The sequence below is a fragment of the Streptococcus oralis genome, assembly GCF_003943415.1.
GTDB classification, from domain to species: domain Bacteria; phylum Bacillota; class Bacilli; order Lactobacillales; family Streptococcaceae; genus Streptococcus; species Streptococcus oralis_BJ.
Genome location: NZ_RJPK01000006.1, coordinates 60,486 through 81,963, shown reverse-complemented (window position 1 = coordinate 81,963; position 21,478 = coordinate 60,486). Strand labels below are relative to the sequence as shown.

20 protein-coding genes and 3 pseudogenes are annotated in these 21,478 nt (G+C 42.1%); 19 read left to right on the top strand and 4 right to left on the bottom strand.

Annotated elements, in window-relative coordinates; translation table 11 throughout:
- The first annotated feature begins 9 nt into the window (after positions 1–9).
- The 5 genes and pseudogenes from D8801_RS08195 (at position 10) to D8801_RS08170 (ending at position 3,869) form a co-directional block, all read left to right on the top strand.
- Positions 10–864 (top strand): annotated as a pseudogene (locus D8801_RS08195) (VOC family protein).
- A 450-nt stretch (positions 865–1,314) separates the two neighbouring features.
- Positions 1,315–1,572 carry a metal-sensitive transcriptional regulator gene (locus D8801_RS08185; protein ID WP_000185156.1) on the top strand — a complete coding sequence of 86 codons (258 nt, stop codon included), beginning with the start codon at positions 1,315–1,317 and terminating at the stop codon, positions 1,570–1,572.
- 53 nt (positions 1,573–1,625) lie between these two features.
- The gene (locus tag D8801_RS08180; protein WP_125849115.1) at positions 1,626–2,939 is read left to right on the top strand and encodes a DUF6630 family protein; all 1,314 of its coding nucleotides are present in this window, start codon (positions 1,626–1,628) and stop codon (positions 2,937–2,939) included.
- Between the two features lie 31 nt (positions 2,940–2,970).
- On the top strand, positions 2,971–3,249 hold the full coding sequence (locus D8801_RS08175; RefSeq protein WP_125398986.1) for a hypothetical protein: 279 nt from the start codon (positions 2,971–2,973) through the stop codon (positions 3,247–3,249).
- 131 nt (positions 3,250–3,380) lie between these two features.
- A complete protein-coding gene (locus D8801_RS08170) occupies positions 3,381–3,869 on the top strand; it encodes a prolyl-tRNA synthetase associated domain-containing protein (protein ID WP_125849113.1) in 489 nt (162 codons plus the stop codon).
- Between the two features lie 44 nt (positions 3,870–3,913).
- Here the strand turns inward: D8801_RS08170 and D8801_RS08165 are convergent, their stop codons facing one another.
- The 3 genes from D8801_RS08165 to D8801_RS08155 are packed head-to-tail and all read right to left on the bottom strand — an operon-like array spanning position 3,914 to position 6,184.
- The gene (locus D8801_RS08165; RefSeq protein ID WP_125849112.1) at positions 3,914–4,210 is read right to left on the bottom strand and encodes a rhodanese-like domain-containing protein; all 297 of its coding nucleotides are present in this window, start codon (positions 4,208–4,210) and stop codon (positions 3,914–3,916) included.
- Entirely contained in the window at positions 4,200–5,855 is a 1,656-nt protein-coding gene (locus D8801_RS08160; RefSeq protein ID WP_125849110.1) for an FAD-dependent oxidoreductase, read from the bottom strand. Before D8801_RS08160 ends, D8801_RS08165 begins: the two co-directional genes overlap by 11 nt.
- Positions 5,856–5,875: 20 nt before the next feature.
- Positions 5,876–6,184, bottom strand: a complete 309-nt coding sequence (locus tag D8801_RS08155; protein WP_125849108.1) for a rhodanese-like domain-containing protein — start codon at positions 6,182–6,184, stop codon at positions 5,876–5,878.
- Positions 6,185–6,361: 177 nt separating this feature from the next.
- On the opposite strand from D8801_RS08155, the gene D8801_RS08150 reads away from it, so the two are divergent.
- Together D8801_RS08150 and D8801_RS08145 are read left to right on the top strand one after the other, a co-directional pair.
- A complete protein-coding gene (locus D8801_RS08150) occupies positions 6,362–6,925 on the top strand; it encodes a sugar O-acetyltransferase (protein WP_125849106.1) in 564 nt (187 codons plus the stop codon).
- Between the two features lie 287 nt (positions 6,926–7,212).
- The gene (locus tag D8801_RS08145; RefSeq protein WP_125849104.1) at positions 7,213–8,448 is read left to right on the top strand and encodes a carbohydrate-binding domain-containing protein; all 1,236 of its coding nucleotides are present in this window, start codon (positions 7,213–7,215) and stop codon (positions 8,446–8,448) included.
- Positions 8,449–8,510: 62 nt separating this feature from the next.
- On the opposite strand, the pseudogene D8801_RS10065 reads toward D8801_RS08145, so the two are convergent.
- Positions 8,511–8,645 (bottom strand): annotated as a pseudogene (locus tag D8801_RS10065) (low temperature requirement protein A); the annotation flags it as partial.
- 230 nt (positions 8,646–8,875) lie between these two features.
- On the opposite strand from D8801_RS10065, the gene D8801_RS08130 reads away from it, so the two are divergent.
- The 12 genes and pseudogenes from D8801_RS08130 to D8801_RS08070 all read left to right on the top strand — a co-directional run bounded on the left by D8801_RS08130 (position 8,876) and on the right by D8801_RS08070 (position 21,462).
- Positions 8,876–9,592: an ABC transporter ATP-binding protein gene (locus D8801_RS08130; protein WP_000854376.1), complete on the top strand. Its 717-nt coding sequence runs from the start codon at positions 8,876–8,878 to the stop codon at positions 9,590–9,592.
- A 1-nt stretch (position 9,593) separates the two neighbouring features.
- Positions 9,594–10,676, top strand: a complete 1,083-nt coding sequence (locus D8801_RS08125; RefSeq protein WP_125849102.1) for an ABC transporter permease — start codon at positions 9,594–9,596, stop codon at positions 10,674–10,676.
- A 39-nt stretch (positions 10,677–10,715) separates the two neighbouring features.
- Complete coding sequence (locus D8801_RS08120) at positions 10,716–11,339, top strand: TetR/AcrR family transcriptional regulator (protein ID WP_000361924.1); 624 nt, start codon at positions 10,716–10,718, stop codon at positions 11,337–11,339.
- A 272-nt stretch (positions 11,340–11,611) separates the two neighbouring features.
- Entirely contained in the window at positions 11,612–12,376 is a 765-nt protein-coding gene (locus D8801_RS08110) for a nucleoside phosphorylase (RefSeq protein WP_125849098.1), read from the top strand.
- A gap of 33 nt (positions 12,377–12,409) precedes the next feature.
- Positions 12,410–13,789 carry a TrkH family potassium uptake protein gene (locus D8801_RS08105; protein WP_125849095.1) on the top strand — a complete coding sequence of 460 codons (1,380 nt, stop codon included), beginning with the start codon at positions 12,410–12,412 and terminating at the stop codon, positions 13,787–13,789.
- A 13-nt stretch (positions 13,790–13,802) separates the two neighbouring features.
- The gene (locus tag D8801_RS08100; protein ID WP_125426005.1) at positions 13,803–14,468 is read left to right on the top strand and encodes a potassium channel family protein; all 666 of its coding nucleotides are present in this window, start codon (positions 13,803–13,805) and stop codon (positions 14,466–14,468) included.
- 155 nt (positions 14,469–14,623) lie between these two features.
- Complete coding sequence (locus D8801_RS08095) at positions 14,624–16,711, top strand: SSURE domain-containing protein (protein WP_125849094.1); 2,088 nt, start codon at positions 14,624–14,626, stop codon at positions 16,709–16,711.
- Positions 16,712–16,791: 80 nt separating this feature from the next.
- Positions 16,792–17,490 carry a response regulator transcription factor gene (locus D8801_RS08090; protein WP_125849091.1) on the top strand — a complete coding sequence of 233 codons (699 nt, stop codon included), beginning with the start codon at positions 16,792–16,794 and terminating at the stop codon, positions 17,488–17,490.
- Positions 17,487–18,521, top strand: coding sequence for a sensor histidine kinase (locus tag D8801_RS08085; RefSeq protein ID WP_042768210.1), 1,035 nt, complete (start codon positions 17,487–17,489; stop codon positions 18,519–18,521). Before D8801_RS08090 ends, D8801_RS08085 begins: the two co-directional genes overlap by 4 nt.
- A 202-nt stretch (positions 18,522–18,723) precedes the next feature.
- Positions 18,724–19,335 carry a 30S ribosomal protein S4 gene (gene rpsD, locus D8801_RS08080; RefSeq protein ID WP_000092756.1) on the top strand — a complete coding sequence of 204 codons (612 nt, stop codon included), beginning with the start codon at positions 18,724–18,726 and terminating at the stop codon, positions 19,333–19,335.
- A gap of 212 nt (positions 19,336–19,547) precedes the next feature.
- Positions 19,548–20,060 (top strand): annotated as a pseudogene (gene tnpA, locus D8801_RS08075) (IS200/IS605 family transposase).
- A gap of 166 nt (positions 20,061–20,226) precedes the next feature.
- Entirely contained in the window at positions 20,227–21,462 is a 1,236-nt protein-coding gene (locus tag D8801_RS08070; protein WP_125849089.1) for a toll/interleukin-1 receptor domain-containing protein, read from the top strand.
- Positions 21,463–21,478 lie beyond the last annotated feature (16 nt).

Here is a 21,478-nt window from a genome sequence, read left to right as displayed (position 1 = left end):
AGACGCCCTATGACTTATGCATACCAAAGCCACATTTACCTAGCAGAGGCGGTTTTAAATGTCAAGGATTTGACGAGTCAAACGGCTTTTTATCACCAGATTATTGGCTTAGAGATTTTATCGCAAACAGAGACAGAAGCGATTTTGGGACTTGGTAGAAAAGCCTTGGTCCACTTGATTCAGGCCGAAAAGGATGGTGAAGTAAGGGAGTATTATGTGCTCTACCATCTGGCGATTTTGTTGCCGACACGAAAAGCCTTGGCAGATGTCCTGAAACACTTAAGTGATTTGCGCATTCCTCTGGTCGGAGGTGCGGATCATGGATACAGTGAAGCCCTTTATCTGGAGGATTTGGAAGGAAATGGCATTGAACTCTACCGTGATAAGCCAGTTTCTTCATGGGATATTCGAGAAGACGGTCGTATTATTGGTGTGACCGAGGCTCTTGCGGCACAGGGTATCTATGAGTTAGGGGAAAAGGTAGATCCCTTTTTCCTAGCTGAAGGGACGAGAATGGGGCATATCCATCTATCGGTTAAGGATAGCCACGCGGCGAGTCAGTTTTATCAAAAAGTGTTGGGGCTAGAGGATAAATTTAGTATTCCGAGTGCTAGTTGGATAGCAGCTGGTCAGTACCATCACCATCTGGCCGTCAACGAATGGGCTGGAAAAGGTCTAGCTCCGCGCAAATCGGGCTTGCCTGGCTTGGCCTACTACGTCCTTGAGGTCGAAAGCAAGGAAGAACTCTTAGCCATCGTTCAGCAAGCATAAGAGATAGAAGCTCCGATCAAGTGGGTAAATTCGAGTGAAGTGGATCTTGTAGACCCAGACGGCATTGTGACCCGCATTCGCTTGGAACGATGAGATGAGGAAAACACATCATTTATTTTAGAGACATAGAAAAAGGCGGACAAGCTCGTATTCTGTTTTTAGAATGCGGACTTGTTCGCTTTTGTATGAAATGATAAAGAGTGAAGCCATTACAACCAAACTGTAAAGGTAATCACCTGCTTTTTGTAGCTGACAAAGATTTTTCCTCTTTGTAGTTTGTAGCAGCTTTTTCTATATCTTGGACAAAGGTCTTCAAGATAGTGGGTAAGTAGACTTCGCAAGTGCCGTAGATAGAGTTCATAGGCTGGTCCATTCTAAGAATGGCTCGTATTGCTACGAGCATAGATTCTAATAGTATTTGTCATTCTATTATACCATGAAAGCGATAGCAGGGTAAGATTCTATAGATAAAGAGGGAACGAGAACTTTGACAAAGGAGTCCATTAGAGATATAATGAAGAAAAATCGACCAAGGATAAGAAGATGACAAACTCAAAGTATATTACACGCCTGAAACGTTCAGAGGGGCAGTTGCGTGGAATTCAAAAGATGATCGATGAAGATCGTGATTGTGCAGATATCATTACCCAGTTGACAGCGGTTCGTTCGAGTGTGGAGCGCGTGATTGAGATGATCATTACCGAGAATCTCACGGCCTGCATCAACCAACCCCTAGACGACCCTGAGGCTCAAAAAGAGCGCTTAGAAAAGGCTGTTCAGTACCTAATCAAACGAAAATAGTAGTTCTCTATGTGATAGAACAAGATAAGAAAGTGGATCACAGGAGGGGAAAGATGACAAAAGAAGAACGAGCAGAAAAATGGTTTCAGAGTGTTCCTGAGGCAGAAGCTATTCCTATACAAACTAAAATGGAGATCTGTAGTCAGGCAGCGAAGCGAATGGCGTTTATCTGGCTTGGCCTACTTGGTGTGGAATGTTTGTTCCTATTCTGGGGCACTGGGGGCGAACTTTTTAATCAAGTAGCGGACTTTCTAAATCAGTTATCAGAAGGGAGCCCCACAAAAAATCGATATAAGGGTCTCGCACTTGCAGGGACTCTTATTTGTCTGCCTGTCTTGATCTTTCCTAGTGTTGTTGCCCATTTCTTTAGACAAGGTTGGATTCGAAAAGAGGCTGAAAAGGTTGTCAAAGAGATGGCCTCTGTTACAAGTGATCAGCCCTATCTAGATGGAGACGATAGAGCAGATTTTGCGAGCATTTCAGGAAGAATCTTTGCGGATTGGGTGCTAGATGATGGTGAGAAGGAACAAAATGGCTTTGGATTTGAGGAAGTATGGCAGCAACTGGCAGCCGTCCAAGATGGTGGTAGGGATTTTCTCACTTTAATACCTCAGCAACCAGTTAAACTAAAGGGGAGTCAGCTTGTATCGGATTTTGTACAGGTTTGTCAGGATGAAGATTCGGACGGTTTTCATTTTGAGATCAGTGTTGCCGATGCCGAACGGATCGACGAGAATGTAATCTACGAAAAAAATGGGCTGAGCAAGAAAGAAACTCAAGACAAGCTTCGGGCATATTTGGAGAACAGAGTCACACCAGACCTAGAAGACTGGGAAATTGTACTAGATATGCGGACAGATGAGCAGAAAAATATCGCAATCTATCAGGAAATAACCCAATTGCTAACAGATGATAGTGAGGTACGATCTCGTTTGACCTCCTGTTTTGAATCACCGAAAGCCTATTTCAAGCAGTATGCAGAGAGATATGATGAGCGGGGCATAGGAGAAGAAGTCAATGAAGCTACGATTAAATGGCTTGCTATTGCTGATGAACTACTTGCTGTGGATGCAGTCATTGAGTTAGACTGGAAGACAGATAAGGACGAATTTCTGTACCAACTAGCACCTCTGGCAGCTAAACAAACTCTTGATTTGGAGGAGAATTGGTTTGACGAGGGTGATGACATCCCTACTTGGTGTAAAATTTTGGACGAAAGATGGGCTGGATACGATTTCTGTCTTGCTTGTATGGATATTAATAGTGATAGTTATGTGCTATTTATCTGCAAGAGGGATATTCTGGAAAAATTAGTCACCCTGAGTCACACAATCAATCAGCGTTTCGGCTATGCAAAAAATATGTAATTGCTAGTGTATTTCAAGGAGGGAGTTCAAGATGATTTTTGCATTTAAGGATGCACCCAACACAGCCTGTATAGTTTGTCACCATGTCTTGGCTGGGAAAAATCCGATCACCTTTATCTCCCACGATGAAGAGGATGGCATGTGGCAATTTTTGTGTTCAGAAGACCACACTGGAGAGGATGCACGCCTCATTTCCCTAGCTGAAGCATTTAAACTAGACGCATCTATCGGACAAGTCGCGGATATACCTTGTGGCTATGCGGTGGAAAGAAAAGATATGCTTGCTGGCTGGAAATCATGCCCATCTTAACAGTTGGAGTTCCGTCTAAGACAACTTGTATGAAAATGAAAGAAACCTAGAGATACTTGGATATAAATTGGAAGAAAACCCATTTTTTGGTATAATTAAAGGTAGTAAGACAAGTTAAAGGAGGCCAGCAAATGGGAGCATACGAAAAAGTAGTAGAAATGCTAAATGGGCTAGATATTCCTTTTGAAATCGTGGAGCACGAGACAGCCTTGACAACGGAGCAGGCCGACAGCTTTATCGAAGGGATCGAAGGCGTCCGTACCAAGACCATGTTTCTCACCAATAAAAAGAAAACCGCTTATTATCTCGTGATTATGGATGATAAAAAGCGTCTGGATATGGACCTCTTGAAAGACTTGGTAGGAGCTAATAGAATCCGTATGGCTTCCTCTGAGAGCCTGTTTGAAAAAATGATGTTACCAGCAGGTGTAGTCTCTCCATTTGGCTTGCTGAACAATACTGACAAGGACATTCAGGTTTATTTCGACAAAGAAATCATGTCTGAAAAACGGATGAGTTTTCACCCCAATACCAACGAGAAAACCCTCTTTTTGGATACGAAAGATATACTCAAATTCCTAGAAGCCATTGGCTATGAGGCTCATATCATCGAGTTATAAAGATTAAAGAAACCGACTAAGTTCATCTTAATCGGTTTTTTTGATTATTCTACCTCACCTGGCCAGTGGTTCATACCACCTTCTACGTTGATAACGGTGAGGCCTTGGGCACTGAGAAATTGACAGGCAGATGCAGAACGTACTCCACCTTGACAGATAACATGGTATGCATGGTCAGGCTTGAGTTCTTTGTAGCCTTGTTCCAAGGTGCTTAAAGGCAGATTTTTTGCACCTGGTGCATGTCCTGCTTGGAATTCATGTACTTCACGTACATCGATAAGATCTAGTTTTTCATTTTGATATTTTTCATAAAAGTCAGCCATGCTGATACTAGTTACCATATTCTACTCCTTCTGGGTTAGCCATTTTGTATAGTGAATAAGCGCCGTCAAGGTTTTGGACGGTAAATCCTGCTTGTTTGAGGATACGCTCTGCGATATAGCTGCGCAAACCACTGTGGCAGCTAACGATGTAGGCTTGGTTCTTGTCCAGTTCGTCCAAGCGTTCCCGTAGTTCGTTTAGGGGGATGTGGATGGTGTCGACTTTGAGTCGACCACTTTGGAATTCGCCACTGGTCCGCACGTCTAGGAATTTCTTTCCTTTAGCTAGTTCGTCTTCGAGCTGGTACCATTGAACATTATCGCTGAGACCTTCGATAAGGTTCAAGGCTGCGTAGCCCAGCATATTGACGGGATCCTTGGCAGAGCCAAATGGCGGGGCATAGGTGAACTCCAATTCTGGTAAGTCAAAGACGGTGAGATTTCCCTTGATAGCAGTTGCCAGGATATCGATTCGCTTGTCAACACCTTTCTTCCCGACTCCTTGGGCACCGTAGATTTTTCCAGTGGTTGGGTCAAAGAGGAGCTTCAAGGTCATATCAGTAGCGCCTGGATAATAACCAGCGTGGTCTTTACCGCTGACATGAAGAGCCTTGTAAGGAAGTTGATTCATGCGAAGGATACGTTCGCTGAGACCAGTCGAAGCGGCTGTCATATCAAAGGCACGAACGATAGCAGTGCCGATGCTGCCCTTGTTTGTACGACCGAGTCCTGCGATGACGTCCGCCACTTGGCGGCCCTGACGATTGGCAGGAGAAGCGAGAGAGATGAGAGCATCTTGGCTTGTAATCTCTTGCTTGACGACGATGGCATCCCCAACTGCAAAAATATCTTTTTGACTGGTTTCGTAGTGTTCGTCGACTAAGATACCGCCACGAAGCCCCAACTCAATCCCCGCAACCTTAGCTAGTTCATTTTCAGGTTCAACACCGACAGAAAGGATGGTGAGGTCAGAAGTGATCTTTTGACCGTTTTCGAGAACGATGACTTTTCCTTGGTCTTCAAATCGAGTTGCAGACTGGGAAGTGATAACGCGGACACCATTTGCCAGTAATTCTGCTTGGACAAAGGCCGCCATTTCCTGATCTAATGGTGGCAAGACATGCGGTGCTTTCTCCACGATGGTGACTTGCAATCCTCGTTTCGCCAGGTTTTCAGCCATTTCAAGCCCGATAAAGCCTGCACCGATAACGACAGCTTCTTTTGGATGATTGTCCAAGGCCGCCATAATCTCGTCAAGATCGGGAACATTGCGGAGCGTGTAGGCATTCTTAGCTTCTGCCAAACCTTCAATGGTAGGAACAAATGGTTTAGCTCCTGGGGAGAGGATCAGCTTGTCGTAGCTTTCTGTGAATTCCTGTCCATCATAGCGTACGGTCACAGTGTGATCTGCTGGCGAAATGCTGATGACCTCGTGAAATGGTCGCACATCGAGATTAAAGCGTGCTTTGAGACTTTCAGGAGTTTGTACTAATAAACTATCACGGTTTGAAATTTCTCCTGAAACATAGTAAGGAAGTCCGCAGTTTGCAAAGGAAACAAAGGGACCTTTCTCAAAAATAGTGATTTCAGCGTCTTCCATGAGACGTCTGAGGCGGGTTGCTGCTGACATACCGCCTGCAACTCCCCCGACAATGATAATTTTCATTGACTTTCTCCTTTATGCTTTTAGATGACCTTACCTGTCCAAGCGCTCATACCGCCTCGGACATTGATGACATCGTAGCCTTTTTTCTTTAGCTTCTTCGCAGCTAGTTTGCTTCGGACACCAGAATGACAAATGACATAAAGTGTTTCTTTTGTTGCAGGTGTGTAAGAACCGATTTCTGTTAAAGGAACATTCTTGGCGTTTTTGATATGACCTCTACGGAATTCCGTAGGCGTCCGAACATCCAGTAGTTGAATCGGTTCTCTGAGTTTAACTTCTAACTCGCTGGTAGAAATACTGTCAATTTTTGTAAATAATAAGTGAAACATAGGCACCTCCAAATATACCCTTATGGGGTATATTAAACCATGAAGTCAAGCTTTTGTCAAGCAAGTTGTTTTGACTTGGGAGAGGGCTTGGTTTTGAGAGTTTAGAAAGCAGGCTATTCTTGACCTTTCAAAGGCTTTTTGATATGATGGGCTCCAAAGTAAGTATGAGGTGATACTATGACCAGTGAATACCAGAAAATGATAGCAGGAGAACCCTATCATCCGTTTGATTCCGAGTTACGGGCCTTGGCTCAGGCTTCTCGCCAAAAACAGGTTGCCTTTAACCGAGAAGAAGATCCCTTGAAGGGTGCGGAGATTATCAAGACTTGGTTTGGTTCAACTGGGCAAAATCTCTATGTCAATCCACGTCTGGTGGTCGATTATGGGGTCAACATCCATCTAGGGGAAAATTTTTATTCTAATTGGAATTTGACCATGCTGGATGTTTGTCCGATTCGCATCGGGAACAATGCCATGATTGGTCCCAACTGTCAGTTTTTAACTCCCCTCCACCCACTGGATCCGCATGAACGCAATTCAGGGGTCGAATACGGCAAGCCCATCACCATCGGTGACAATTTCTGGGCTGGAGGTGGCGTCATTGTCCTTCCTGGGGTGACACTGGGAAATAATGTCGTCGCAGGAGCAGGGGCCGTGATTACCAAGTCCTTTGGAGATAATGTTGTCCTAGCTGGCAATCCTGCGCGTGTTATCAAGGAAATCCCAGTAAAAGAAAACTAAAAAGAACAGCTTGGGCTGTTCTTTTTATAATCTTTATCTTAGTCTTATAGATTTTTCTTTTTTTGCTTTTTGGGTTAGAGTGACATCGCACTTGGGGATGTTGCTTTTAAAAACTATTAAATGCATTTTAGTATTCTCAAATTGTTTCTAGTAGCCCTTTCTAAAAAATTACTAGGCGAAATCTAATCCAAACTGGATTTAAGGAAATTTTCAGAAAAGTTTTAGTTTTGTTTCAGGAATCTTCGGTAGACTGTCTAGCTATATCATACGAAGGAGAGGAAAAAGGTATGAAATCAAAAAAATGGACCCTACTCGCAACGAGTTTAACGGCAATGGTGCTGATGGCAGCATGTTCCCAGTCAACAACTTCATCCAAAACCAATGCAACGACAAATAGTGCAACAACAACTGCAACAAAGACAAATCAATCTTCCTATTTTACAGAGAAGGACTATGATACTTCTTATGATGAAAGTACAGCTTCTAAGATTGAGCTATCTGGCTCATCAGCAAACGTCTCTGGAGATGGGGTGACAGTCTCTAAATCAACAGTGACCATTACAACATCTGGCACCTATGTGATTTCAGGTCAGTCTGACGGAGTGCAGATCAAGGTCGAGGCAGATAAGTCTGCAGATGTTCATCTAGTCCTAAAAGGTGCGACCATGACCAATACCAATGCAGCGATATCTGCGACATCAGCCGGCCACGTCTACCTGACTCTAGCAGAGGGAACCACCAACAGTTTCTCTGACTCAAGCTCTAACAGCGATGAAAAAGCAGATGCAGCTCTCTTTTCTAAGGTGGATTTGACCATCAACGGGAAAGGAACTCTCAATGTAGATGGCAAGAAGAACAACGGGATCAAGGCTAATGACACTCTCCACATCACGGGTGGAACCTATAATATCACAGCAGTCGGCGATGCCTTTAATGTCAATGATGAACTCAACATCACTGGTACGACCATGACCATTGATGCCAAAGAGGATGGGGTCAAGGTCGACAATGATGAGGATACTTCAGTCGGAACCATGTACCTATCCAACAACAACATCACCATTACAGCAGGGGATGATGGCATCCACGCATCAGGTGATTTGGTTATTGATAGTGGTACCTACACCGTCAAGAATTCGACAGAAGGACTTGAAGGTAAGTCAATCACTATCAACGGTGGGGACATTAGCATCTATTCAACGGACGATGGAGTCAATGCAGCCAACAAAAATGCTCAACAGAGTGAAATCTTCTTCACCATGAACGGTGGGAACCTGACAGTAGAAGTCGGTCAAGGGGACACAGACCCAATCGACTCAAACGGCAATATCACAGTCACAGGCGGAACCATTAAAATGACTGGTCAAACAGGTTTTGACTTTGATGGAACTGCGACCTACACAGGTGGAGATATCTATCTCAACGGTGAAAAACAAACGGAAATTGTCAACTCTATGCCTGGAGGCGGTGGACCAAATGGAGGCCCTCAAGGCGGCGGTCCAGCCCCTGGCGGACAAGGATAAACAAAAACTCTCCTTTCTCGAAAGAGAAGGGAGACTTTTTGTGTTTGAGAGATGGATTGTAGCTAAAACAACTCCCAATTAGGTCTTGAAAATTTCTTAGTCTGTTTCATATAAAAATGAGTAAAATGAATTTCCATCGCCAAGGTCATTAGAGTTGCGATAGCAATGACGATGGTAGGATTGGCTGAGAAAAGTAGAGGAAGAATAGGCCTTTAAAAAGTGGACAGGAAAGATCATTTCGGAGTATAGAGAGGAAGTTCAAAAACATTTTTAGAAATAAGACATGTGCATTATAAAAATCAGATACGAATCTGGTGTTTTATTTTTTTAAAGAATTTAACCCTTTCTCTTGACAAGTGAGTGATTACTCACTATAATAGCTTCGGTGATTTAAAAAGTGAGTATTAACTCACCAAGGAGGAAGTAAATGAAAACATTACTACATTTACAAGATTTAGTAAAATCTTTTGACCATCAAATAGTTCTGAATCATGTCAGCTTTGAATTGCAGCCAGGAGAAATTATAGGCTTAATTGGTCCGTCTGGTGCTGGTAAATCAACTATGATTAAGACTACGTTAGGAATGGAAAAGGCTGATGGAGGCGTAGCTTTAGTGTTAAATCACACTATGCCCAATCGCTATATTTTAGGAGATATTGGCTATATGGCCCAATCAGATGCTTTATACGAGACCTTGTCAGGCCAAGAAAATCTGGAATTTTTTGGTCAGCTAAAGGGGCTTTCTAAAAAAGACCTGAAGGCGGAAATTGCTTATATAGCTCAAGTAGTAGATCTGACAGACTACTTAAACAAGGCGGTATCTGGTTATTCTGGAGGAATGAAACGGCGTTTGTCACTGGCTATCGCGCTTTTAGGAAATCCTCAACTCTTGATTTTGGACGAACCGACAGTTGGAATCGACCCTTCTCTTCGAAAGAAAATCTGGAAAGAATTATTCGCGCTTAGAGACAATGGGGTTGGGATATTAGTTACTACCCATGTTATGGATGAAGCAGAGTTGACGGATAAGGTCGGCTTATTATTAGGCGGAAAAATCATTGCTTTTGATACACCGCAACACTTAAAAGAAAGTTATCAAGTTTCAAGTATTGAAGAAGTATTTTTAAAAGCAGAAGGTGAGTAAAATGAGAACAATAGCGATTGCAAAAAAGGTCATCAAAGAATTACTTCGTGACAAACGAACTCTAGCCCTGATGTTTATAGCACCTGTTTTTATCATGTGGTTGATGAACCTCATGTTTTCAGCTAGTACAACCGTGAATGTCAAGTTAGCAACACAGGATCTACCAACTGGTTTGGTAACGAAAATGGATGAGCTCGATCATGTGGATGTCAAGACTTATCAAGACTTAGATCAAGCCAAAGAAGCGCTAGCAAATGAAAAAGTCGATGCTGTGATTTCTTATAAAGACGGTGAGTACCAGGTCGACTACGCAAACACAGATGCCTCCAAGACCTCTATGATACGACAAGTGTTACGGACAAGTATCGCCAGTGAAGGCACCGATCAGTTACTATCTCGTGTTAAAAAAGCTCTTCCACAATTGGACTCGGACGCAAAAACACCAGAAATCAAGGAGTCTTACCAGTATGGAGATGAAAATACAAGCTTCTTTACCAATATGATTCCGGTTTTGATAGGTTTTGTAGTTTTCTTCTTTGTCTTTTTGATTTCAGGTATGGCGCTTTTGAAAGAACGCACCAGTGGAACACTAGAACGTTTGTTAGCAACACCAGTGAAACGATCTGAAATCGTCTATGGCTATATGTTGTCTTACGGTATTATTGCGATTTTTCAAACGGCAGTTGTCGTTTTAGCAGCAATTTGGCTACTAGATGTAGAAGTTGTAGGAAGTATTTTAAATGTTATAATAGTTAATGTGGTACTGGCTCTTGTAGCACTAGCTTTTGGAATTCTCTTGTCTACTCTAGCAAAATCAGAATTCCAAATGATGCAATTTATTCCTCTCGTGATTATGCCCCAACTTTTTTTCTCAGGAATTATTCCATTGTCATCCATGGGAGAATGGGCTCTAACTGTGGGGAAATTTTTGCCATTAACCTATTCTGGTGATGCAATAAGTCAGATTATTCTTTACGGGCACAATCTTGGTGATATTTTGTCAAATCTTGGTGTTTTAATGATTTTCTTGATCATTTTAACAATTCTTAATATTGTTGGATTGCGTCGTTATCGTAAAGTTTAGAAATCAACATAAATAATGCTAAAAAGGTGTGAAGATTAGATGGATAAGACTGTTTTTGAATCGTTTGAAGATTACTTAGAAGAAGCGAATTACCCTCAAGGAAAGAAAAAAATCATGCAGGCAGCAGTGGATCTCATATCAACCAGGAGTTACCATGGGACCTCAACTCTTCACATAGCTGAGCGTGCTGGACTAAGCCAGGCAACTTTGTTTAAGTATTTTAAGACGAAGGATGATTTACTGACGGCTATTTTACATCCTGTAGTCCCAGGCATTTTCGGTAGTTTTTTTGAGGAACTCTTAGCTTTTGAAACGACAGAAGAGAGGGTTCGTTATCTCGTCCATGATCGTATGAGCTATCTCAAAAAAAATCGTGCTTTGATGAAAATCATTCTGCAGGAGAGTTTTTCAAATAAAAAACTAAAAAATGAACAGATTTTTATCTGGAATGCTATTCAAGATAAACTTCGAGTGCTTCATAAGGAATTGCTAGCAGATCCACGTGTAAATCCAGAGTTAACGATTCCTCAAATGGTTCGTATTTGTGTTGGTCCATTGTTGGCTTACTTCGCTCAGCTTTATATCGTTAGCGATAATGGAGAAATAAAAGAGGAAGACTTGGACTTATTAGAAAAACAGATTTTAGGTGGTTTGTGGAAATAAGGGAGTTCTAGAAGAACTAAGGTTTATTTACTTGACTTTCAAACAAGCTAAAAAAGACATGTTCTGCTTATTTCAGATTCATGTCTTTTTGTTATTGCATTTGATATGTGTTTATAAGTCCTCAATCATTTTGCCAAAACAGAAACCAACCTCTCCAGCGGTGCAACGATTTCTTAAGTGTATGGAAGAGGAGATTTCTGGCTTGCTAAAGTCTCCTCCTTGACACTCCGTCAGCTTTTGATACAATAGTACAAAATTAGAGGAGGTGGGCTATGATTCAGAAGCATGCGATTCCCATTTTAGAGTTTGATGACAATCCCCAGGCGGTCCTTATGCCAACACATGAGGGATTGAACTTAAAGTTGCCAAAGAAGTGTATCTATGCGTTTTTGGAGGAGGAGATTGACCGATATGCCCAGGAAGTAGGGGCGGATTGTGTTGGTGAGTTCGTTTCGGCCACCAAGACTTATCCAGTCTACGTCCTCAACTACAAGGGTGAGAAGATTTGTCTGGCTCAAGCGCCTGTTGGTTCTGCCCCAGCGGCCCAGTTTATGGATTGGTTGATTGGCTATGGTGTGGAGCAAATCATTTCCACTGGAACCTGTGGCGTCCTAGCCGATATAGAGGAGAATGCCTTTCTCGTCCCTGTTCGCGCCCTGCGAGATGAGGGAACCAGCTACCACTATGTAGCGCCTTCTCGTTATATGGAGATGCAGACTGAGGCTATCTCTGCCATTGAGCAAGTCTTGGAACAAAGAGGTATTCCTTATGAGGAAGTCATGACCTGGACGACAGATGGTTTTTATCGAGAGACTGCTGAAAAGGTTGCCTACCGTAAGGAAGAAGGCTGTGCTGTTGTGGAGATGGAGTGCTCTGCTCTTGCGGCAGTAGCTCAGCTACGTGGAGTTGTCTGGGGAGAGTTGCTCTTTACCGCAGATTCATTAGCGGATCTGGACAACTACGACAGTCGTGACTGGGGCTCAGAAGCTTTTGATAAGGCACTCGAACTCTGTCTTGCCATTGTGCACCACATGTGAGTGTTCTTACTGTTTTTATGGTAGAATGTAGTTATGTTATTCAAATCTTTTTTGGAAAAAATCAAGACGACGTTGTTTCGGTTATCACCAGCCCGTCGCATCTTTTTAAGTTTTGCCTTAGTGATCTTCTTAGGCTCGCTCCTTTTAAGCCTTCCCTTTGTGCAAGCAACAACGTCACAAGCGACCTATTTTGACCATCTCTTTACGACTGTGTCCATGGTCTGTGTGACAGGGCTTTTCACCCAGTCGGTAGCCTCGACTTATAATATCTGGGGTCAATTAATTTGCATGCTGTTGATTCAGATCGGTGGTTTGGGGCTCATGACTTTTATCGGAATCTTTTATATCCAAGGCAAGCAAAAGCTCAGTCTTCGTGGTCGTGAGACCATTCAAGAAAGTTTCAGTTATGGAGAAACCCAGTCTCTAAAGGATTTCATCCGTTCGATCTTTCTGACGACTTTTCTGGTGGAAGGGCTCGGAGCCTTTCTCTTGAGTTTTCGCTTTATTCCCGAATTTGGCTGGGGACGAGGGGTGTTAACCTCTATCTTTTTGGCTATTTCAGCTTTCTGCAATGCTGGATTTGATAATTTTGGAAGTACGAGTTTGGTAGCTTTTCAAACGGATCCCTTGATCAATCTAGTGATTGCTGGTTTGATTATCACGGGTGGTCTAGGATTTATGGTCTGGTTTGACCTAGCGACCCAGATTGGGAAAAAGAAAAAACGCCGCCTGCGTTTCCATACCAAGTTGGTTCTCTTTTTAACGGCGGGAATTCTGCTCTTTGGAACCGTATCGACTTTGTTCATCGAGTGGAATAATCCTGGAACGATTGGAAATCTCAGCGTCCCAGAGAAACTACTGGTTAGTTTCTTCCAGACCGTCAGCATGAGAACGGCAGGTTTTGCTTCCATTGACTACACCCAGGCTCGACCAGTGACCTTGTTCATCTATATCTTACAGATGTTTCTGGGCGGGGCACCTGGAGGGACAGCGGGGGGGCTCAAGATTACGACCGTTTTTGTCTTGTTGGTCTTTGCTCGTAGCGAACTATTGGGCTTGCCTCATGCCAATGTGGCTCGGAGGACCATTGAACCCCGAACCGTGCAAAAATCTTTCAGTGTCTTTATTATCTTTTTGCTAACATTCTTGCTGGGCTTGATCCTGCTAGGGATAACAGCAGAGGGAAATCCGCGTTTTATCTACCTCATGTTTGAGACCATTTCAGCCCTTGCGACAGTTGGAGTGACGGCGAATTTAACACCAGAGCTAGGCAAGATAGCCCTCAGCATCGTTATGTTGCTGATGTTTATCGGCCGTATTGGTCCCTTGACACTACTGGTCAGTGTAGCGGAATACCAGCCAGACAAGAAAGATATGATTCACTATATGAAAGCAGATATCACCATTGGGTAAGAAAGGAAGAACGATGTCAGATCGGACAATTGGAATTTTAGGCTTGGGAATTTTTGGGAGCAGTGTTTTGGCTGCCCTAGCCAAGCATGACATGAATATCATTGCTATTGATGACCACGAGGAACGCATTAATCAATTTGAACCTGTGCTGGCGCGTGGGGTAGTTGGAGATATCACGGATGAAGAACTCCTTCTATCAGCGGGGATTGACACCTGTGATACCGTAGTTGTTGCAACGGGGGAAAATCTGGAGTCCAGTGTTCTCGCGGTTATGCACTGCAAGAGTCTAGGGGTGCCGACAGTCATTGCCAAGGTCAAAAGCCATACAGCTAAAAAGGTGTTGGAAAAAATTGGTGCGGACGCAGTCATCTCACCAGAGTTTGAAATGGGGCGCTCATTGGCACAGACCATCCTCTTTCATAACAGTGTAGACGTCTTTCAGCTGGACAAGAATGTATCGATTGTCGAGATGAAAATCCCCCAATCATGGGTAGGTAAAAGCCTTAGTCAGTTGGATTTGCGTGGGCGATACAACCTCAACGTACTTGGTTTTCGTGCCTACGAAAATGCTCCTCTGGATGTCCAATTCGGACCCAATGACCTCTTGCAGGCAGATGCCTACATCATGGCCGTCATTAATAACCAACATCTGGACACCCTGTCTGAACTGAGTGAGTAGGAGAGGAAGGGCTACTCTCTCTCCAATAATTAACGAGTCAATATAAGTATTTTATAAGAGGGATTTAAGAAAAATTTTAACTTTTTCTTAATCCTTTTTAATTTTAGGAGATTATACTAGAGTCATCAAAAAAAGAAAACTCTAAGGAGAATCCTATGAAATTCAATCCAAATCAAAGATATACTCGTTGGTCTATTCGCCGTCTCAGTGTCGGTGTTGCTTCAGTTGTTGTGGCTAGTGGCTTCTTTGTCCTAGTCGGTCAACCAAGTTCTGCACGTGCTGATGTCGTCAATCCGACTCCTGCCCAAGTCGTGCCAGGCGCTGCTTCGGTGAGTGAAAAGAGCGACTTACCAGCAGAGGTTCTCAAAAAAGCAGTCGATGTAGCTCTTCCTTCAGAACAGTCTATTCCAACACCTAAAGCAAGTGTGGATACGACAAGCTCTTCAGAAAAAGCGGACGAAACTGCTAAAGAGCCAGTAGCAGCACCAAAAGAAGAAGTGCAAGCACAATCTGACTCTAAAAAACAAGCAGAAGATGCAGTTAAACCTGTGGAAAGTTCTGAGTCTACAGTTTCTGGACAAGACCGTGAAGCCAGTGAAGCACAACCAGCGACCACTCCAGCTGAAGTGCAAAAAGGTGTGGCTGACAACACCAAAGACACAGTAGATGTTCCGGCTAGCTACCTTGACAAAGCCAATTTCCCAGGCCCATTTACAGCTGGTGTCAATCAAGTCATTCCATATGAATTCTTCGCTGGTGACGGCATGTTGACTCGCCTTATCTTGAAAGCATCTGATAAGGCTCCATGGTCAGATAACGGAACAGCTAAAAATCCTGCTCTCCCACCAGTAGAAAAATTGGGCAAAGGTCTTTACTTCTACGAAGTGGATTTGGCAGGTACTCAAGGAAAATCTGATAAAGAGCTGCTTGACCTATTGAAACAAAATGGTACGCAAAGCTATAAGGCTACCATCAAGGTGTACGGTGCAAAAGACGGCAAACCTGACTTAACTAATCTGGTAGCAACTAAAGATTTGGATGTTAATTTGAATGGCTTAACCACTCCAGCTGAAGTACAAAAAGGTGTGGCTGACAACACCAAAGACACAGTAGATGTCCCAGCTACTTACTTGGACAAGGCTAACTTCCCTGGTCCCTTCACAGCTGGTGTCAATCAAGTCATTCCATATGAATTCTTCGCTGGTGACGGCATGTTGACTCGTCTTATCTTGAAAGCATCCGATAAGGCTCCATGGTCAGACAATGGAACGGCTAAAAATCCCGCTCTCCCACCAGTAGAAAAATTGGGCAAAGGCCTTTACTTCTACGAAGTAGACTTGGCTGGCACCCAAGGCAAATCTGATAAAGAGCTGCTTGATCTCTTGAAACAAAACGGCACTCAAAGCTATAAAGCTACTATCAAGGTGTACGGTGCAAAAGACGGCAAGCCTGATTTAACTAATCTCGTAGCGACTAAAGATTTGACTGTTAATTTGAATGGCTTAACCACACAAAATCAGGTTAAAGAGTCTGTTGTTAACAATGTCAAAGACATAATTGATGTTCCAGCTAGCTACCTTGATAAGGCTAAGGTTCCTGGACCTTTCTTGGCTGGCGTCAACCAAGTTATTCCATACGAAGCTTTTGGTGGAGATGGTATGTTGACTCGCCTCTTGTTAAAAGCTTCAGACAAAGCCCCATGGTCAGACAACGGAACAGCTAAAAATCCCGCTCTATTGCCACTTGAAGGCTTGGCTAAAGGCGAATATTTCTACGAAGTGGATTTGAATGGCAATACGGTTGGCAAAGATGGTCAGACCTTGCTTGAGCAACTTCGAGCTAACGGAACCCATACGTATCTAGCTACTGTTAAAGTCTATGGTGCAAAAGATGGCAAACCTGATTTGACCAATCTGATTGCTACTCGTCAAGTAACGATTCAACTTCGTGGAAAAGAAATGGCGACAATACCATCTCAACAAGGTCAGATGAATACGAAGCCTTCTGAAACAGGCTCTACAGGTACGACTGAGGGTATGATGGGTACAAATCACCATATGTCAGATATGAAAGTAGATCAACCAGCTTCTAGCCCAATGGCTAATATGATGAAAAAAGATGATAAAGCGATGCTACCCAATACTGGGGAAGCTAAAACGGCTACAGCTGGACTTGGTATCTTTGGTCTAGCCTTGGCAGGTCTTGTTGGACTTTTGGGTTTGACAACCAAACGAGAAGATTAAGATTCAAATCACTTAAACATTAGGGAAAATAGTGTTATACTAAAGCAAGTATAACACTGTTTTTATCGAAGGAGTGTCAGATGAAAAAGACAATTTTGCTGGTTGATGATGAGATAGATATTCTAGATATTCAAAACCGCTATCTTATACAGGCAGGTTACGATGTTTTGGTCGCCCATGATGGTAAGGAGGGATTAGAACTTTTCAGAAAGAAATCTATCGACCTCATTATCACAGATATCATGATGCCCAATATGGACGGTTATGATTTTATCAGTGAAGTTCAGTATATCGCTCCAGATCAACCCTTCCTCTTTACAACTGCTAAGACAAGCGAACAGGATAAGATTTATGGATTAAGTTTGGGGGCAGATGATTTTATAGTCAAACCCTTTAGCCCACGCGAATTGGTTTTAAGAGTGAATAATATCTTGCGTCGCCTTAGCCGTGGAGGAGAGACAGAACAGATCGAGTTTGGTGACTTGGTAATCAACCATGTGACTCATGAAGTTTGCATTGGGGAGCAACCTTTGGAATTGACAGTAAAATCCTTTGAGCTTCTATGGATATTAGCCAGCAATCCCGAGAGAGTCTTTTCAAAGACGGAACTTTACGAGAAGGTATGGCAAGAGGACTATGTGGATGATACTAATACACTCAATGTTCATATCCATGCTTTGAGGCAAGAGTTGACCAAGTATACAAATTCAAATGCTCCTGCTATCAAAACTGTCTGGGGTTTGGGCTATAAGATGGAAAGACCAAGAGGTAGAAAATGAAATTAAAAAACTATATTTTAGTGGGGTATCTAGTGTCGACTCTACTAACGATTTTGGTCGTTTTCTGGGCAGTCCAACGGATGTTGATCGAGAAAAGTGAAGTTTACTTTCTAGTTGGAATGACCTTGATTGCTAGTTTCATTGGCGCTGCAGTGAGCATCTTTCTTTTGTCGCCAGTGTTCTCTTCTCTGAAACATTTGAAAAAACAAGCTCAGGATATAGCCAGCAAGGATTTCAGCACAGAAATTGAAACCAAGGGACCATTAGAATTTCAAGAGCTGGGCCAGGCTTTTAATGACATGTCCCACAATTTGCAGGCTACCTTTCAATCACTTGATGAGAGCGAGCAAGAAAAGAGAATGATGATTGCACAGCTCTCTCACGATATTAAAACTCCCATTACCTCCATTCAGGTTACTGTGGAGGGAATTCTAGATGGAGTGATTAAGGAAGAGGAACGGCTCCACTACTTAACCACGATTGGTCGGCAAACTGAGCGTCTAAACAAGCTAGTGGAGGAATTGGATGTTTTGACTCTCAATACACAACCTCAAGATACTGCTGATGAAGAAGTCGAAGAGGTCTTTTTAGATCAATTGCTGATTGAGTCAATGAGTGAATTTCAACTCCAGATTGAACAAGAGGAGCGAGATGTTTACATTCAAGTGTCACCTGAGTCGGCGAAAATCAAGAGCCATTCTGACAAACTTTCTCGTATTCTGGTCAATTTGTTAAACAATGCCTTTAAATATTCAGAACCAGGAACCAGAATCGAGGTTCTTGCCCAATTAACAGAACAAGAGCTGACAATCAGTGTGAAAGACGAGGGTCAGGGGATCCTTCCTGAGGATTTGGAAAAGATCTTTAAACGACTTTATCGTGTAGAAACTTCACGCAATATGAAGACAGGTGGACATGGATTAGGACTTGCGATTGCACGAGAACTAGCCCATCAGCTTGGTGGCGAAATCACAGCAGAAAGTCAATATGGCTTAGGAAGCAAGTTTACATTCAGCCTCAATTTGAAATAAAGGCGTAAAATCCCTTTACAAATCTAGCTTTTCATGGTACAATAGCCTTTGTGTGAAATAGCAGCAGGAAAGCATGAAGCTCGTCAACAGGTGTCTTATGACAAGTAACCTTGGCTGTTTAGGCGAAGGGCATCTGCACGAATCAGGGCTTTCTAAGTGACTATTTCCACCGAAATATTATTTATATCAGGAGGACATACACATGTCACGTTATACAGGACCATCTTGGAAACAAGCTCGTCGCCTTGGCCTTTCACTTACAGGTACAGGTAAAGAATTGGCACGTCGTAACTACGTACCAGGACAACACGGACCAAACAACCGTTCTAAATTGTCAGAATACGGTTTGCAATTGGCTGAAAAACAAAAACTTCGTTTCACTTACGGTGTAGGTGAAAAACAATTCCGTAACTTGTTCGTACAAGCTACAAAAATCAAAGGTGGAATCCTAGGTTTCAACTTCATGCTTCTTTTGGAACGTCGTTTGGATAACGTTGTTTACCGTCTTGGTCTTGCGACTACTCGTCGTCAAGCTCGTCAATTCGTAAACCACGGTCACATCCTTGTTGACGGAAAACGCGTTGATATCCCATCATACCGCGTAACTCCAGGTCAAGTGATCTCAGTTCGTGAAAAATCATTGAAAGTTCCAGCTATCCTTGAAGCAGTAGAAGCTACTCTTGGACGTCCAGCATTCGTATCATTCGACGCTGAAAAATTGGAAGGTTCATTGACTCGCTTGCCAGAACGCGATGAAATCAACCCAGAAATCAACGAAGCGCTTGTCGTTGAATTCTACAACAAAATGCTTTAATTTTAAGAAATATCTTACAGAAAGCCTACAACAGTGGGCTTTTTGCTTATGTGACTATTAGTCCATCTCTCTCCGTAAGGTGCGAGGCAAATAAACCACCCGCTATGCGGGTGCGCGTCGAAGGTTATACCAAAAAAACTCCAAACGCGATACAATAAAGGTGTTCAAGCCAATTGTAAGGCGAAAGGAGAAAAATATAGCGCAAAAGGCACATAGTTTATCGCACACGTTTATCGCACACAAAGTGGCACTGTAAGTATCACATTGTGTTCACCCCTAAGTATAGACGAAAAGTAATCTATAATCAATATCGAAGTAGTTTAGGCGAAATATTTCATCGTTTGTGCAGTTATAAAGGTGTTGAAATTATCGAGGGTCACTTGATGCCTGATCATGTACATATGTTAGTAAGTATTCCACCGAGGATAAGTGTTTCAAGTTTCATGGGTTATTTAAAAGGCAAAAGTGCACTCATGATGTTTGATAAACACGCCAACCTCAAATACAAGTTTGGGAATCGGCATTTCTGGGCAGAAGGTTATTATGTGAGTACAGTGGGACTTAATGAAGCCACAATTAAGAAATATATTCAAGATTAAAGAAATTATCCAGTGGATGATTTCTTCACGAGTATGAAAATTCGAGAACGAGTAAAGCAGGATATAGCCTTGGATAAATTAAGTGTAAAAGAATATGAGGATCCCTTTAGGGATAGTGGTAAGTAATACGAACACCTCTTTGAGAGATTTGTGACGAGTCAAGAGCAATGAGGCTTGAACAAAGTGAAAGCCAGCGTCTTTAGGCGCTGGCTGGTAATTTGGGCTTATAGCCCTAGTGCAAACCACCCGTTAGACGGGTGGTTATGATTATATTTTGAGAGGAAAAGGTTAAATGAATAAGCCTACAGTTTTTTTCAGTCACTCTAGTTTAGATAAAGAAATCGCCAAGTCTTTAAAAGATAAGCTCATTGAGTACACTGGAGGAACGATTCAGATTTTTGTTTCAAGTGATGGTGAAAGTATACCATTTGGGAAAAATTGGTTGTCAACTATCGAGCGTGGTCTTGAAGAGTCTCGAATTATGTTTTTGCTCGTGACTCCAAACTCAATAAATAATTTATGGTTATCTTTTGAAGCAGGCTTCGGATATTCTAAAAATATAAGAGTTATACCACTGTGCTTTAAAGTGAGTGTTTCTGATTTGAAATATCCCTTGGGAATGTTACAGGGATATGATTTACAATCTGCTGATAGTTTTAATAATATTATCTCTATTTTAAATTCGGAGTTTGACTACTCTCATAAGTTATCTTTTACGGAATCTGACTTTTCAGAAATAAGTTCTATTGGGATTACAGATGATGTTAATCAAGAGTTTGCTAAAATAGTAAAGGTAGTAACGTGGTATAAGGATTTTCAACCTAATATAATTGAGAGTTTAGAGGGGGAGGAGCTAACGCTTTATAATAAGATTTGTTCGGGACTTCTTTATCCTACCGAGGAATTTTTACAAGAAAATCAAGTTAAATATTCTATTGTTAGTAGAAACAGGGATTCTGTCAGCTTGAATTTTTATGGAATCTTTTTAACGTTTAGTCTTCCAAAGGAAGAAGAAACAGAAGGTTTCTATTATCCTTTTATAAAAATAGAAATGAGTCCACATAAAATTAATGTTGGAATGAATTTACTGAAAAAATATCTTAAAAGAGTATTATGCTACTCTTCTGTAGATATTTTTGTCAATATTCACTTGCCTTATAACTTTAGAGCTAAACCTCAAGATGTATCAGCCCTTCTAATGGATGAGCATGAATTTCAAGCAGTTATTAATTGTGATGCATTTACTTGGCGAAATATTCAATTTAGTTTTTTCAAAACTTGGAGTGGAGAAGTCGAAAAACAAAGAATTTCTTTGAAATCTGTCATTGAAACAGAGAAGTTGGATGGTCAAAACTTGCAAGACTTAATTGCGAAATTGATTCAATTAGAGATTTTGTATATTGATGATTCGCTCTTTCCAGATCAAATAGCATTTCGAAAAAACAAGGAGAAAACTATAAAAGATATAGAAAAAGCTATTGAGAAAAGAGAAAATGAAATTGCGAGGGAGCTCCGTTTCAGATTTTAGTTGAGAATCTATTTTG

Bases quoted from the DNA above. Each gene is read 5' to 3' on its own strand.
- D8801_RS08070 (WP_125849089.1), top strand. From the start codon at position 20,227: ATGAATAAGCCTACAGTTTTTTTCAGTCACTCTAGTTTAGATAAAGAA.
- D8801_RS08110 (WP_125849098.1), top strand. From the start codon at position 11,612: ATGATTCAGAAGCATGCGATTCCCATTTTAGAGTTTGATGACAATCCC.
- D8801_RS08155 (WP_125849108.1), bottom strand. From the start codon at position 6,184: ATGTTTCACTTATTATTTACAAAAATTGACAGTATTTCTACCAGCGAG.
- D8801_RS08160 (WP_125849110.1), bottom strand. From the start codon at position 5,855: ATGAAAATTATCATTGTCGGGGGAGTTGCAGGCGGTATGTCAGCAGCA.
- rpsD (WP_000092756.1), top strand. From the start codon at position 18,724: ATGTCACGTTATACAGGACCATCTTGGAAACAAGCTCGTCGCCTTGGC.
- D8801_RS08180 (WP_125849115.1), top strand. From the start codon at position 1,626: ATGACAAAAGAAGAACGAGCAGAAAAATGGTTTCAGAGTGTTCCTGAG.
- D8801_RS08105 (WP_125849095.1), top strand. From the start codon at position 12,410: ATGTTATTCAAATCTTTTTTGGAAAAAATCAAGACGACGTTGTTTCGG.
- D8801_RS08120 (WP_000361924.1), top strand. From the start codon at position 10,716: ATGGATAAGACTGTTTTTGAATCGTTTGAAGATTACTTAGAAGAAGCG.
- D8801_RS08125 (WP_125849102.1), top strand. From the start codon at position 9,594: ATGAGAACAATAGCGATTGCAAAAAAGGTCATCAAAGAATTACTTCGT.
- D8801_RS08095 (WP_125849094.1), top strand. From the start codon at position 14,624: ATGAAATTCAATCCAAATCAAAGATATACTCGTTGGTCTATTCGCCGT.
- D8801_RS08090 (WP_125849091.1), top strand. From the start codon at position 16,792: ATGAAAAAGACAATTTTGCTGGTTGATGATGAGATAGATATTCTAGAT.
- D8801_RS08175 (WP_125398986.1), top strand. From the start codon at position 2,971: ATGATTTTTGCATTTAAGGATGCACCCAACACAGCCTGTATAGTTTGT.
- D8801_RS08130 (WP_000854376.1), top strand. From the start codon at position 8,876: ATGAAAACATTACTACATTTACAAGATTTAGTAAAATCTTTTGACCAT.
- D8801_RS08170 (WP_125849113.1), top strand. From the start codon at position 3,381: ATGGGAGCATACGAAAAAGTAGTAGAAATGCTAAATGGGCTAGATATT.
- D8801_RS08185 (WP_000185156.1), top strand. From the start codon at position 1,315: ATGACAAACTCAAAGTATATTACACGCCTGAAACGTTCAGAGGGGCAG.
- D8801_RS08165 (WP_125849112.1), bottom strand. From the start codon at position 4,210: ATGGTAACTAGTATCAGCATGGCTGACTTTTATGAAAAATATCAAAAT.
- D8801_RS08145 (WP_125849104.1), top strand. From the start codon at position 7,213: ATGAAATCAAAAAAATGGACCCTACTCGCAACGAGTTTAACGGCAATG.
- D8801_RS08150 (WP_125849106.1), top strand. From the start codon at position 6,362: ATGACCAGTGAATACCAGAAAATGATAGCAGGAGAACCCTATCATCCG.
- D8801_RS08085 (WP_042768210.1), top strand. From the start codon at position 17,487: ATGAAATTAAAAAACTATATTTTAGTGGGGTATCTAGTGTCGACTCTA.
- D8801_RS08100 (WP_125426005.1), top strand. From the start codon at position 13,803: ATGTCAGATCGGACAATTGGAATTTTAGGCTTGGGAATTTTTGGGAGC.